8 protein-coding genes and 1 tRNA gene are annotated in these 14,006 nt (G+C 57.1%); all 9 read left to right on the top strand.

All coding sequences use genetic code 11. From position 1 onward, the window contains the following. Positions 1-193 precede the first annotated feature (193 nt). The 9 genes from ACNKID_RS05280 (at position 194) to ACNKID_RS05240 (ending at position 13,814) form a co-directional block, all read left to right on the top strand. A tRNA-Met gene (locus ACNKID_RS05280) sits at positions 194-270 on the top strand. A gap of 547 nt (positions 271-817) precedes the next feature. Next, a complete protein-coding gene (locus tag ACNKID_RS05275; RefSeq protein ID WP_417912387.1) occupies positions 818-2,653 on the top strand; it encodes a response regulator in 1,836 nt (611 codons plus the stop codon). 47 nt (positions 2,654-2,700) lie between these two features. Further along, positions 2,701-3,066, top strand: a complete 366-nt coding sequence (locus ACNKID_RS05270; RefSeq protein WP_417912386.1) for a response regulator — start codon at positions 2,701-2,703, stop codon at positions 3,064-3,066. A 6-nt stretch (positions 3,067-3,072) separates the two neighbouring features. Further along, positions 3,073-3,654, top strand: a complete 582-nt coding sequence (locus ACNKID_RS05265) for a chemotaxis protein CheW (RefSeq protein WP_417912385.1) — start codon at positions 3,073-3,075, stop codon at positions 3,652-3,654. Positions 3,655-3,689: 35 nt separating this feature from the next. After that, complete coding sequence (locus ACNKID_RS05260) at positions 3,690-8,072, top strand: Hpt domain-containing protein (RefSeq protein WP_417912384.1); 4,383 nt, start codon at positions 3,690-3,692, stop codon at positions 8,070-8,072. 22 nt (positions 8,073-8,094) lie between these two features. Then, a complete protein-coding gene (locus ACNKID_RS05255) occupies positions 8,095-8,970 on the top strand; it encodes a hypothetical protein (RefSeq protein ID WP_417912383.1) in 876 nt (291 codons plus the stop codon). After that, on the top strand, positions 8,960-9,484 hold the full coding sequence (locus ACNKID_RS05250) for a chemotaxis protein CheW (RefSeq protein ID WP_417912382.1): 525 nt from the start codon (positions 8,960-8,962) through the stop codon (positions 9,482-9,484). Before ACNKID_RS05255 ends, ACNKID_RS05250 begins: the two co-directional genes overlap by 11 nt. A gap of 55 nt (positions 9,485-9,539) precedes the next feature. Beyond that, positions 9,540-12,581 (top strand): methyl-accepting chemotaxis protein, encoded by a 3,042-nt coding sequence (locus tag ACNKID_RS05245; protein ID WP_417912381.1) that lies wholly within the window; start codon positions 9,540-9,542, stop codon positions 12,579-12,581. A gap of 21 nt (positions 12,582-12,602) precedes the next feature. Then, positions 12,603-13,814: an ABC transporter substrate-binding protein gene (locus ACNKID_RS05240; protein ID WP_417912380.1), complete on the top strand. Its 1,212-nt coding sequence runs from the start codon at positions 12,603-12,605 to the stop codon at positions 13,812-13,814. Positions 13,815-14,006 lie beyond the last annotated feature (192 nt).

The raw sequence follows: 14,006 nt of genomic DNA, 5'->3' as shown, positions 1-14,006 counted from the left end.
CTCCTTCCGCCCGGCATGCGCAAGAAACTTTTCCGTGAACAGCAGAGGTCACAACTTGGATTACGTCTTAAGAACTATCAAAAATTGTTCTGACCACCAAAAAATTAGCCAAGGCCAAGATATGATCCTTGGGAGGAAAAAAATTGTTATTGACAGAGCGGACGAGAAAGGATATAGTTATGCGTCCATGTGACGCGGGGTGGAGCAGTCTGGTAGCTCGTCGGGCTCATAACCCGAAGGTCATCGGTTCAAATCCGGTCCCCGCTACCACGAAAATGCAAGGCCAGCAGATTTATTTCTGTTGGCCTTTTTGCGTTCTTTCTCGTTCCAGCCAAAAAAAACGAAGACAGCCTCTGTCTTCTTTCTTTCTAATAGCCAGTTAGTTTTTTATAGAATTTGAGAATTGTTCTCAAATTCTATAAAGCACCTGTCTCCATAAAGTCTTTTTTTTCAGCATGTTGCTGCTGCCCGACCGCCAATGTCAGGATAAGAAAACAAATTATTCTGATATGCTGAAGAAATTGTTTTGACAAAACTGCCTCCCGCTATTTAAGATGTAAGGTTTTTTGCGGGAGGTAGAAAATGTCCTGCGCTGCCTCTCCTGTTTTGGCCTCCGCTTTCATGCAGCAGAAGGAAAAATCTATGTCATGCCTGCCCTGCAACCGCGCCTGTCGGCAGAAGTTTCCCTGCGATGCGGAGAAACGTGCCGTTCAACTCCACAGCAAGTTCCAGCGGTGCGCAGGCTCCTCTGCGTTTCACTGAACTGGTTTGAACAGAGGCAGTTGCGGGCTGATGCGGCAACACGCAAGGAATGCATATGAAGAAAGTATTGCTGGTCGACGATGACGAGCTGATCCACGCGCTGATTGAAGCCGCACTAAGCAAGCACAGCGACAGTTTTGAGATAGTTCACGCCTTTGATGTCAAGAACGCGACGACAATCTTGGAGCGGGATGACATTTCTCTGATCGTCACGGATTTAGTCATGCCCGGTGGCGACGGTTTCCAGCTCATCTCACAGCTGCATGAAAAGCGTCAGGATATCCCCTGCATCGTCATGACCTCCTACGAGCTGCCGGAGCTGGAGCAGCGGCTGGAAGGCAAGGTTTTCCAGTTTTTCAAAAAGCCGGTCATGTCCCAAGAACTGGCTGACGCGATTCTCCGGGGTCTCAAAAGTCAACAGAAGCGGGGCGATCTCGGTAAATTCTCGGTGGTGGGCATTGTTCAGCTCATGGAAACTGAAAACACCACCTGTCGCTTGGATGTGCACCGGTTCGGTGACCACCACGACATCAACCAGTGCGTCGAGAAAAACTGCAAGGAGTTCCGAGGCAGCCTGTTTTTGGTGCAAGGCACGATTTATGACGCGGTCTGCGGCAAACTGACCGGCGAGGAAGCGGCACTTAAGCTGCTGAGCATGGAAGGTGTGCAGGTCAGCAGCTGCTTTCTTGACAGCAAAAGCATTGTCCGGCGGGTGCACAAAAGCAATCAGAATTTGCTGATCAGTGCCATGATCGAAAAAGATCATCAGCGCGAGGAGGCAGAGGGAGAAGCCGTGCTGCCTCAGCAAAAACTGCTGGAAGACGGCATCCGGCTCTGCGAGCGGCTGGAGTTCAGCCAAGCGCAGAAGCCGCTGATGAGCTTTGTCAAAGAGAATCGCCAGAGTGCTGAAGGCTGGCTTTGGCTTTCACGGGCAGTGACTGAGCCGAAGAAGATCAAGGCCGCTTTGGCCGAAGCGTACCGGCTTGCGCCGGAGCACGCGGAAATTATGGAGGATGTGGAGAAGTTCCGTCTTTTCGGCAACGCGGCGGCGGACGACCTTAAAGCCATCCGCTGTCCTTTTTGCTACGCCCCTTTGGAGCCTGCTGCTGCGGTTTGCGGCTTCTGCAAAGCCTGTCTGCTCACGGAATTCGCCTCCTTGACCAATCTTGATCCGGGCAGCGTCGAACAGCGGCTGCTCCGGCGGGCGGCGGGCCGTTTTGAAAAAGTGCTGGCGGCGGAGGTCAATCCCAAGATTCTTTTTTATGCCGGGGCAGTCTATCTCAATCTTAACGATTTTGACAAGGCTCTGACCTATTTCGACTTGCTGATTCCCATCATTCAGGTGGACAGCCGTCATCAGAAAGTGGCCGAGCAGGTAAACCGGATCGTTGAGCACATCGCCAGCAGCCAGCGGATGGAGGAGCGCGGACCGAGACCAGAGCAAGTTCGCCGCGAGAAGCAGATCATCGACAACCAAGTCAACAAGCGGACGGTGCTGGTGGTGGAAGACAGTCCGACCACCCGCAAGGTTATCAAGATGACATTGCAAAGCGGCGGTTTCCGAGTCATCGAGGCTGTGGACGGCGTGGAGGCCCTGAGCAAGCTTAACGACAACCGGCCTGATCTCGTGCTGCTGGATATCATGCTGCCCAAGATTGACGGCTACAAAATTCTCTCCATCCTCAAAAAGAACGGTGAAACCAAGGAAATACCTGTAGTCATGCTGACCAGCAAGAACCGGATCCTTGACAAGGTCAAAGGGCATCTTTCTTCGGCCAGTGCTTACTTGACTAAGCCGTTCAAACCGTCAGAGCTGATCAGTGTGGTCAGCGGCATTCTTGACAAACACGCCCCGGAAAGCGTGAAGGCGGCTGATCTTCAGCCCGGCTGAGCGCCGACCTGCCATAGTTAACATCAACGTTTAAAAAAAGGAAAAAAATGGCTAAGAAACTGCTGATTGTCGACGACAGCCCCACAGAGCTGAAACTGATCATGGATGTTTTCAGCGGCCCGGAATATACAGTCGTGACAGCGAGCGATGGCGAGGAAGGCGTGGAAAAGTCCAAGTCTGAGAAACCGGATTTGATCATTCTTGACGTGGTCATGCCGAAAATGAACGGTTTCCAAGCCTGCCGGACAGTTAAGTCCGAAGCGACGACTCAAGATATTCCGATCATTCTGCTGACCAGCAAGAACCAGAAGTCAGACGAGTTCTGGGGCAAGAAGCAAGGCGCGGATGTCTATCTGACCAAACCCTTTGATCCGGCGGAGCTGCTCAAGGCAGTCTCCGGCCTGCTCGTCTGAGAGCGGATGGTCGGCCGCACCAACACACCCGGTCAAGAATCCGGTTTGGCCGAGCTGCTTGCTGACATTGATCAGGAAGTTGCCGAGGAGCTGCGCTTTGAGCAGCTACAGACGGACCGCCTCAATGTGGGCAAAGCCGCCTTGACTGAGATAGGCAGGCATCTTTGCTTCCGGCTGTCCGGGCAGCATCTGGCTGTGCCTCTCGTCCATGTTCTAGAGGTCGGCGAGCTGGAGGTGCTGCGGCCCCTACCCTTTTTGCCTGACTGGGCTGAGGGCGTGACCAACATCCGGGGTGAGATTGTCTCTGTCTGCAATCTCGCCATTTTTTTTCAGACCGGCGGCAGAGCGCAGAAAAAAAGCCGCACCGTCATTATTCTCTATAATGGCGGGATGAAAACTGCCGCCATTGTCGACAAAATCACAGGCACCCGCCTGCTGCACACGCGGGAGGGACTGACCGGCAGCGGCCTGTCGGCAGTTCCGGCGGATTTTCTTGTCGGCGCAGCCCTGTTCATGTCCGAAGACGGTGAAAACCGGCTCGACATCCTCAACAGCGACAGGCTGCTCGCCGCCCTCAGACTGCAATGAAATCTCCCACCCTCAACCGATGAAGGAACAGGCATATGGACGGCATTGCAGCTGAATTCCTGCGCGAGGTGGAAGGGTACCTGCCGGATATGCGTGGTTGCCTTCAGGTGCTGATGCGGGATCAGGGCAACAGAGAGGCCGCTGAGGAACTGCATCGCATCGTCCACACCATCAAAGGCGCAGCGGCGATGGTCGGTTTTGACAGTCTGAGCAAAACCGGAGAGTTGTTGGAGCAGACGATGGAGCAGGTGCTGGAAGATGGGCTGGTTCTGGACAGAGAGATGATCGACATCTTCAGCGACACCACAGAGCGAATCGCTGTGTTCTGCGCTCAAGACGGCAAGGAGGACAAGCAGCTGCACAAAGAGACGCTGACCGTCTTTGCCCGACTTCAGCCGCCGCCAGTCCCGGAGCCGCCCAGTGATTCCATTGCCGCCATTCTTGATCAGCTGCTTTCTGTGTCTGGCGGAGAAGAAGAGTCTGCGGACGGCAATGAAAATGATGTGTTTCTACTCCTCGATGAAGAACTGGAAGAGCGCGTTGCTCCGGCGGAAAACGTGAGTGCGGCCTATGCTGCCGCTGATGAGCGGCCTTCTGAGGAAGATCCGCTGCATGCAGAGCCTGCGGAGACGGCTTTAAAGGATGCTGCTGCATTGAATGGGGCAACAGACCGTTTCTGCGAAATAATGGCAGTGCAGACAGCGCAGCTTGCGGCGGAGGAACAGCTTGAATATACGGCTGAGGATGAGCTGTTTCCTATGGATGCCGCAGAGGATGTCCTTTTTGCAGCACCAAGCGCAGAGACCGAGGACAACAACACCGCTGACACTGAGCTGTTAGAATGTTTTGCTGAAGAGGCTGCCGAGCATCTGGAAAATATCAGCCTGCAATTGCAGTGCCTGAGAGCCGCAGGGCAAAAGGATGCGCCGCTGACCGAGCCGCTGCGGGAGAATCTGCACGTGCTTCGCCGCTCGGTGCACACGCTGAAAGGTGCGGCAGCGGTGATCGGCATTGAGCCGGTGGCTGCTTGGAGCCGTCAGTTTGAGGATTTTCTCGACTGGCTGCACGACGATGCGCCGAGCTTCGGGCCGCAGGCGGTGGAGGCCATCCAAGAAGGCGCGGACATCCTCGCACGGCTGTCTGGGAATCCCTCCTGCGCCATTGCGGCGGAGCGGGATGAGGTGGCCAGCCGCTTTCAAGCTGTCATGGATAGAGCCACCGCCGAATCCACGCCCGCAGCAGAGGAACTGCGGACTGAAGATTCAAGCGGGCTTGAAAAGATTGTCGTCGCAAAAGAGAGTGCAGACAATCCTCTCATTTTTGAGGAGCTGTTCCGTGCCGAAGATGCGCAGGAAGACGACGATGACGACAGCCTCTTTCAGACAGCAGCTCCTGCGGACAGTTTGTTTGCTCCGCTGCCCTCTCCTGCCGCTGCGGAAGCGATTGACCCTGAGCTGCTGGAGTGTTTTGCTGAGGAAACGGCAGAGCATCTGGAAAATATAGATTTACAGCTCAAGCAGCTGGCCGCAGCAGCGGTCAGCGAAGTGGAAATTTCTGAGCCGCTGCGCGAGAATCTGCATTCGCTTCGCCGCTCGGTGCACACGCTGAAAGGCGCGGCGGCGGTGATCGGCATCAAGCCGGTGGCAGCTTGGGGCCATCAGTTTGAGGATTTCCTTGATTGGTTGCACGACGAATCACCTGCGCTGGGGCCGCAGGCAGTCGCCGCCATGCAGGACGGAGCCGACATCCTTGCCCGGCTGGCTGAAAACCCTGCCTCTTCAACAGCAGAAGAAGAGCAGGCGGCTGTCGTTCATTTTCACGCGGTCATGACCTCGCCGCATCCGCCTGCACCGGCGGATGTTCCCATTGCGTCCGCCTTTACTGCGCAGCCGGAAACGGCTGACCTGCCTTCCGCAGCAGAGGCGGACTTTTTTTCCCCCGAAGAACAGCCAGAAGCACTGTGCGACGAGTTGTTTCCAGCTGATGCCGACACAAGGTCTGCCGAAGAACTTTTCACTTTCGCAGAACCGGCTGCATCTTCTGCTGAGGCGGAGAGCGGGACAGAGGCGATTGATCCAGAACTGCTGGCCTGCTTCGCTGAAGAGGCTGCCGAACATCTGGAAAATGTTGATCAGCAGCTTCGTCAGCTGGCGGCGCAGACGGCAGTCAAGACGGTCTTGTCTGATTCGCTTCGGGAAAAGCTGCACTCATTGCGCCGCTCGGTGCACACGCTGAAAGGTGCTGCGGCGGTGATCGGCATTGAAGCGGTGGCGGCATGGGGGCACGAGTTCGAGGATTTTTTAGACTGGCTGCACGACGAATCGCCGACACTGGGGCCACAGGCAGTCGCAGCCATGCAGGAGGGCGCAGACCTGCTGGTGAAAATCACTGAACATCCGGCCCAGGAGCTTACCGAGAAAAAGGCGGCAGTCGCAGCCTGCTTCCGCAGCGTCATGGCGGGAGTTCTGCCGCCGCCTGCGCCTGCTGAGAGGCTGCCGGAGCCGGAAACCGCTTCTGAAGCTCCGCCAGCGCAGGAAAAAACCGCCGCCGAAGCGGTCGCTGCGCCGCCTGTTCCGGCCAATGAGCCGCAGCCGAGCGGGGTGCGGCGGGTCAACACTCTGCGCGTGGAGATCAGCAAGATTGACCAAGTGGTCGGACTGAGCGGCGACATGGTCATCAACTTGGGCAGCTTTGAGGCTTCTATGTCGGCGATGGCTGGCACCCTCAACGAGTTGGGCATGATTCTTCAGCGCCTGAAAAGCATTAACCACAGCTTGGAGGCAGGCTACGAGCTGGCCACTATTCCCTATCTGCGCGGCGCGGGCGAGGCTGGCGGCGGCCTGACCGAGGATTTCGATCCGCTGGAGATGGACCGCTACTCCGAACTAAATATTCTTATCCGCTCCCTGAGCGAGGCAGTCAGCGACCTCGACTCGATCATGGCCCAGAGCGCACTGGAGAATGTCGCTTGGCAGAAGACGGTCGAACGGCAGACGCGGGTTCTGAAGGACATTCAGAACAAAATGATTGGCCTGCGCATGACCCCGTTCTCGGTACTCTCTGCCAGGATGCAGCGCACCATACGAGAGGCCGAGCGCAGCACTGGCCATCCGGCTCAGCTCGTCATAGAAGGCGAGTCCATTATGATGGACACCCGCGTCTGGGACACTATGGCTGATGCGCTGATGCACATTCTCCGCAACTCGGTGGCCCACGGCGGCAGCCCGGACCGCCAGCTCACTGTGCATATCAAGGCTGAGCGGCGCGGAGGTCAATTCTCCCTGCGGATCAATGATGACGGCAAAGGTCTCGACTACGACGCGATCCGGGCCAAGGGCATGAAGCTTTACCCGCTGGAGCGCGTCGCCAGCATGAGCGACGAAAAGCTGGCCGCGCTGATCTTCCGGCACGGATTTTCCAGCGCAGGCGCGGTCAGCAACATTGCCGGGCGAGGCGTGGGCATGGACGTGGTGCGTGACGCAGTGCAGCTGCTCAACGGCTCGATTGAAATTTTCTCTGCGCGGGGCAAGGGGCTGGAGCTGCTCATACGTCTGCCGGTGAGCGTGGCCCAGCTCCATGTCGTCCTTGTCCGCTTGGCCGGACAGATTTACGCTGTGCCCATGCACGATATCCGCAGCGCGGCGAAGGTGAAGCGAGAGGAGATCAGCGGGCGCGACTACGAGACCGCCAGCGGAGAGCGGCTGCCGCTGATCAACCAAGCGGCCATTCCCGGCTTCCGTGTTGGCACAGCCGATGAGACCCCGCCGGAAAGCGAGCTGGCGGTGTTGCTCATCCATGTCGGCAGCAGGCAGGCGGCCCTTATCTGCGAGCAGATCATCGGCCAGCGCGACATTGTTTTCAAAGATTTGGGCAGTCATCTGCACAATGTGCCCTGCATCGCGGGTGTGACCATCATGGGTGACGGCAGCTTGGTGCCGATCATTCAGAGCGATGATTTGCTGAAAAAATGGGCCGCGCTGGCTGCGTCGACCGGTGAGACGACGGAAGAGGCGCAGGTGCAAGAGCGGCCATTGCAGGTGCTGGTGGTGGACGACTCGATCAGTGTGCGCAAGGTGGTTTCCAACTTCTTGCTCCAGCAGGGCTGGCAGCCGACCGTCGCCCGCAACGGCATCGAGGCATTGGAGCATATCCGCGAGGAGAAGCCCGACTTGGTGCTGCTGGATGTGGAGATGCCGCGCATGAACGGCTTCGAAGTGCTTCAGGCCCTGCAAAGCCAGCCGGAATTCCAGAGTATTCCTGTTATCATGCTCACTTCGCGCAGCGCGGACAAGTACCGCGAGAAGGCATCTCAGCTTGGTGCGCGAGGCTTCATGACCAAGCCGTTCAAGGAAGACGAGGCTGTTGACCTGATCCGCAGCATGACCTCCGGGCAGACACTGGCGGAGCTGCATGGATGAACCGCTTATTCAGCTCGGAAAAATGAAAAAAATTTGTCTGGTGCAAGAGGGCAAGTTTCTGTTGGGCATAGATGCTGAGGAGATACTTGCCCGGACAGCATGGGCCGAAGCCCAGCCGCAGCGCAGCTCATCAGTCAAGGCAGTTTATCTTGGTGCGCTGCTGTCCCGACAGGCGGACAAAACACCGACGGCGGAGGCTGTCTGCTTGGAGCTGCGCGACCTGCTCCTCATTGTCGATCAGATTGCCGCCGACGGAGTGGATTTGATCAATCCTCCTGGCCCGCTGCCGCCCGCTTGTCCGCGCTTGGCCGCCCGCCTCTGTCCGCAAGTGACCATCTGGGGCGACACGCCGGTGCTGCTGCTCAATCCGGCTCAAATTCTTCCAGTCGCTGAAGAACTGGGCGATGGCATCGGCATGGTCACCATGCCGGAGCCGGAAAAGGAAGCTGCCGTTGAGTCCGAATCCGCAGAAACCGCCCCTTGGGTATGTCCGGCAGATACAATAACGGACGAAGAACCGGAGGCCCAATGCTTCGCCGAGACGGCAGAGCCGGACGACTCCGCTGAAACAGCCTCCATTTCCTGCCCTCCGAATCAAGAGAAAGTCGAGCCGCAGCCAGAACCTCCATCTTCCTCAGAGCAGCAGAAAAAAGATGCTGCCGCCATCGACGAGGAAACATTCCAGAAGGTCATGGCGTGGACGGTTGCCTGCTTCAAGCGGCGCAAGCCCGGCGAGGAGCTGCGGCTCGGGGTTGAGCAGCTGCCGACTGAGCTGGCGGCGATGGTTTGGCATAAGGGGCTGAACAGAAACATCATCCAGTATCTGATTGATCAGATTGTCCTGCGCTGCCAAGAAAGCGCAGGCCGCAGAACCACAGGCGGAAAAAATGCAGACTGAGAGACAGGAGCAAAAACGGGCGGCTCTGCAAATCGTGATGGTGCGCATGGCCAACGGTGCGCAGGCTAACGAGCCTGCCCTGCTCTTCACAGCCCGGCAGGTGGAAGAGGTGCTGCCGGAGGTGCGGGTGCAGCCCCTGCCCTTTGCTCCAAATTGGCTGCTCGGTCTCTGCGCGTGGCGGCAGCAGTCCCTGCCGGTGATTGACGCAGCCAAGCTCTATGAGCTGGACTGCGCCTTGGAACGCGTTCTGCATGTGGTTGTGCGGACGGTTGTTCCAGAAAGAGGTGATGGCCGCCCCCGGCAGATGCTGCGCTGCCTGCTGAGAGTGCCGGGGCACATTGCCGCCAGCAATCTGCCCGCGCAGTGCGTTCCCGCCTCTGCTGAGGAGAGCGGTTTTGCTCCTGCTTTGGTTAAAGGCGTTTTCGCGTATGAGAACGGCCTGCTGATTGTGCCTGACCTGCTGCCTGCGCTTTGTCCGGCGGCTGACAGTATCTTCCAAATGCCTGTGAGCTAACGACGGTGCGGAAAATCCGTTACAGGTAATTTTCTTTGTCTGAGAAGGAGAAAACATGGCAAATGCGTCGAATGAAAAACCGGCGGCAAAACTCCTCAGCCGGGTGAAAAGGCTGAAGCCCTCCGACCTGAAGGGCCTGTTCACCGGCTGGCGGAGGAGCATCAGAAGCAAGCTGCTGTTCTGGCTGCTGCTGATCTCCTTGCTGCCCATGGCGGTCATCGCCCTGTTCAGCTACCGGTATTCCGCCTCGGCCCTGCAGCGGCAGTCCTTTGAAAACTTGGAGTCCACGCTCGCCTTTGAGCATGAGGCCCTCCAGCAGTACTTTGTCAGCCAAGAACAAACGCTGACCAGCCTCACTGACACAATGAACCTGTTCCAGCAGGAGGCGTTTGTCAAGCTGGGCGCAGTGCGCGACCTGCTGAAGGAAGAGATCACCAAATATATGGAGACGCGCTACAACAACGCCAACGCTTTTGGCAGCAACCCGGAGCAGACGGAAAACTTCGCTGTCTTCACCAAGGGCGAAACCGCCTTGGACAGCGATTTCGCCGACTATCTGAAGGGCTGGCTGGAGGCGCGCGATTTCCAGTCGTTGACCCTGCTCAGTCCTGACGGCAAAGTGCTCTATTCCTCTGATCCTGATATCAAGCCCGGCACAGCAGTGCAGGAGAAAAGCCTGGAGCAGAAAGCCCTTCAGCAAGGAATGCAGCAGACTTCGTTTGTGGATTACGGCCGGTCGTCGCTGTTTGCCGAAAAAATCGTCTGCTATTTTGCCACGCCTTTCAAATTGAAAGGCCAGCTTCTCGGCGCGTTTCTTTTCCGACTGAACGATAACGCCCTTGACTGGATCATGCAGCAGACTCCTGGCCTTGGTGAGTTTGGCGAATCGTATCTGGTTGGCATTGACGGCATGTTTCGTTCCAACTCGGCGTATTTTGAGGAGCCGACTGTAGCCAACCCAGCCTATATTGTGGACAGCGAGAGCATCGTCCATGCTCTGACCGATGTGAGCGGCGAAGAGACCACCGTCAACTATCGAGGCGACTACGTGTTGTCTTCCTACACCTTGGTTGAAATGTACGGGGTCAAATGGGTTCTGCTGGTTGAGGCGGATCAGGCTGAAGCCATGGTTCCTAAGCATCAGCATGATGAGGCGCAGGAGGAGCTGAGCGACCACCTGAAGGAAACTGATCACCTGAAGGAGACGGCTGAGAAGCACGGCTTCCCAGACATCTATCTGCTCAACCCGGACGGCTACATTTTCTATTCCGTCAAGGAAGGCAAGGAGCATTTCACCAACATTCTGACCGGCCCCTTTGCCAAATCCAAGTTCAACGAGGCGGTGCGCGGCGTTTTGGAAAAGAAGGAGCTGAAAATCAGCGACTACGGTTTCTACGAGGCCATCGGCGGCAAAGCAGCCGCCTTCATGGCCGCGCCGGTTTTGAACGAAAAAGGAGAGGTCAGCCTGATTGCCGCCATTCAGGTGCCGATTGAGCAGATCAACAAGCTGATGACCCTCCGCAGCCACTTTGAGGAAGGCTCCAAGCACCAGTTTGAAGGCGGCATGATCATGGCGGAAAACTACTTGATCGGCGCGGACAAGCTCTGGCGTTCTGAAGCGTCTGACGCGAAAAAATACGGCGTGGACAGCACCCTGCTCAAGGTCAAGGCTGACACCAAGGCGGCGCAGGAGGCTCTGGCTGGCCGTGACAGCACGGAAATCATTGTCAACAGCATGGGGGAGCAAGTGCTGTCCTCTTGGGCACCATTCAAATACAAAGATCTGAACTGGGCGATCATCAGCGAGATGAGCTATGACGAGGTGCATCAGCCAGTGACTAATCTGTTGCGGATCATCGGCGTGACCATGCTTGCGGCGGTCTTGCTGATTGTCGGCATCAGCCTTTTGGTTGCCAGCGGCATCACAAAACAGGTCGGCGAGATTGTCAAAGTCATGGCCAAGGTTGAGAAAGGCGACTACAGCGAACGGGCATCCATCACCAGCGCGGACGAGCTGGGCCGTCTGGCCGGCAACTTCAACACCATGACCGGCACCATCCAGGAGCTGATCCAGACCCGGCAGAACGAGCACGACAAACTGAACACCTCGATCATCCGCCTGCTGGAGGAGATTACGGTGCTTGCCGACGGCGACTTGACCATCCGCGCCACTGTGACCGATGACGTTATCGGCACGCTGGCCGACTCCCTGAACTTGATGCTCGACAACCTTGGCCAAGCCTTCCGCCGGATCAAGAACTCCGCCGAGCAGGTCGGTTCCACTGCCAACATCCTCAGTTCTTCGACCGGCGAACTGGCCGAGCAGAACAACGCGCAGTCGAAGATGATCAACGAAGCGGTTGAGAAAATAGGTCTGCTGACCGAGGAAATCAGAAAAGCGGCGGAGCAAGCGGAGAAATCAGCCGCCACCTCCATGTCCTCCAGTCACGCCGCTGAGGACGGCGCGGTTGCGGTGCGCGAGACCAGCCACGCGATGGAAGCCATCCGCAGCAACGTCCAGAACACCGCCCGCGCCATCAAGCGGCTGGGAGAAAGCTCGCAGGAGATCAGCGACTTCGCCCGCACCATCAACGAGATTTCCGACCGAACCTCGATTCTGGCGCTGAACGCCTCAATCCAAGCTGCTGCGGCAGGCGAGGAAGGACGAGGCTTCGCGGTCGTTGCCGAGGAAATTCAGCGGCTCGCCGAGCGGGCAGCTGTCTCCACCCGCCAGATCGAAACCTTGATCCGCAACATTCTCGGCGAAATCACCGAGGCCGGTGTCAGTATGGACGCAAGCATCCAAGAGGTTGTCCAAGGCACCAAGCTGTCGCAGAACGCGCTGATCAAGCTGGAGGAAATCACCGCCCGCTCGAACGAGGTGGCCGAACTGATCAAGGAGCTGGCCGCCGTGTCCACAGATCAGGCTGCCACCACTGCCGAGCTGGCAGGCAAGATGAAGGAGATCGGCGGGATCAGCTTGGAAACCGCTCAGGAGACGATGGGGGCCTCCATCTCCATGCGCGAGATGGAGACGATGGGAGGCGACATGCTCCAAGCAGTCGCCGCGTTCAAGCTGGAGAAAAAAACAGCATAGCCACTTGAGAAGGATATGACGATGAAAAAGATGCTGTGGATTGCTTGCTGGACATGCTGCCTGACTCTGCCTCTGTCTGCCGATGGCTTCGCCGCGACGGTGAAACTGGGTCAATCGTGTACGCTCACCGGCCCTCTCGACTCGCTGGGCCGGGAAATGTCCAAAGGAGCCAAACTCTATATCGAGAAACGCGCCGCCGGAGAGCTTGAGCTGATCACCAAAGATGACAGCTATGATCCGAAACAGGCTGTGGACAACACGCAGGCCTTTCTCCAAGACGGCGTGCAGGTCCTTTTTGGCTATCTCGGCACCCCCACCGCCAAGGCCGTTCTGCCGGTTGCCAACGAGAACAAGGTGCTCTTTTTCGGCGCAGGCACTGGCGCGGATTTTCTCAGCGATGCGGCGGCGAATCCCTATTCTTTTGTTCTGCGGCCCAGCTATGACGCTGAGGTGGAGAACATGCTCCGCCATCTGAAGGAGGACTTGGGCATTAAGACGGTCAGTCTTTTTGTGCAGAAGGACTCTGTCGGTCTGGCTGGTGTCCGGGCTGCGGTGAAGGCCTTGCAGAAAATCGAGGGGATTAAAATTGTGCCGGAAGTGCCGCCGGAGCCGGAAACCACTGCGCTGCCGGAAGCTACAGAATGGAACGAGTTCTGGAGCAAGGTGCCGCACTACAAGCGCGGCACGCTTTCCGTGGGAACTGGAGTGCGGCAGGTGCGCGGCAGCAGCGCGGAGGCGGTGATTTTGGTTGGCGTGGCGCGCGCCTGTGCGCTGGCCATCAACCAGTGGCGCAAAACAGACTTTAACGTGCCGATGGTCAACATTTCCTTTGTCGGCTCCAACGCCTTGGCGGATCAGGTTAAGGACAGCGGCAATATCTACGTCAGCCAAGTTGTTCCCGATCCGTGGGATGCCAAGCTGCCCATAGTCAAACAGTATCAGGAAGACATGGGCAATGAGCGGTACAATGTCAACAGCTTTGAAGCTTATTTCACCGCCAAGGTCCTTCATGATGCGGTGAAAAATGTCAAAGGCGAGGTCAATTCCGAGAGCATCAAGGCAGCCTTGGAAGGAATGACCGATCACGACGCAGGCGGCATCAAAGTCTCCTTCGGTCCGAACGACCGCCGGGGCATAGACTCGGTCTATCTGACCAAAATTGAGAAGGACGGCGACAAGGCCAAGCTCGTCTATGTGGACAAGCTGGAAGCAGTCAAAGCGGACAAGAAATAAGCCGGTCTGAAGGTCTAAATTAGAAAGCCGCCCTTGGGGGCGGCTTTTTTTATGCGAATTCTTTTTCGCCGTTGCATCGCGCAGACGCTTTTACGGCTGTCCCTGCTCCGTTTCCCGCTTCCATCGCCCCAAAGTCAATTGGAATCGCCTTGATTCCAATTGACTTTGACACGATTCACACTGGAATTGCCC

The organism is Candidatus Electronema sp. TJ, assembly GCF_048287355.1.
In the GTDB taxonomy this organism is placed as follows: domain Bacteria; phylum Desulfobacterota; class Desulfobulbia; order Desulfobulbales; family Desulfobulbaceae; genus Electronema.
This window is presented reverse-complemented; position numbering and strand designations above follow the sequence as displayed.

Bases quoted from the DNA above. Each gene is read 5' to 3' on its own strand.
- ACNKID_RS05275 (WP_417912387.1), top strand. From the start codon at position 818: ATGAAGAAAGTATTGCTGGTCGACGATGACGAGCTGATCCACGCGCTG.
- ACNKID_RS05270 (WP_417912386.1), top strand. From the start codon at position 2,701: ATGGCTAAGAAACTGCTGATTGTCGACGACAGCCCCACAGAGCTGAAA.
- ACNKID_RS05265 (WP_417912385.1), top strand. From the start codon at position 3,073: ATGGTCGGCCGCACCAACACACCCGGTCAAGAATCCGGTTTGGCCGAG.
- ACNKID_RS05260 (WP_417912384.1), top strand. From the start codon at position 3,690: ATGGACGGCATTGCAGCTGAATTCCTGCGCGAGGTGGAAGGGTACCTG.
- ACNKID_RS05255 (WP_417912383.1), top strand. From the start codon at position 8,095: ATGAAAAAAATTTGTCTGGTGCAAGAGGGCAAGTTTCTGTTGGGCATA.
- ACNKID_RS05250 (WP_417912382.1), top strand. From the start codon at position 8,960: ATGCAGACTGAGAGACAGGAGCAAAAACGGGCGGCTCTGCAAATCGTG.
- ACNKID_RS05245 (WP_417912381.1), top strand. From the start codon at position 9,540: ATGGCAAATGCGTCGAATGAAAAACCGGCGGCAAAACTCCTCAGCCGG.
- ACNKID_RS05240 (WP_417912380.1), top strand. From the start codon at position 12,603: ATGAAAAAGATGCTGTGGATTGCTTGCTGGACATGCTGCCTGACTCTG.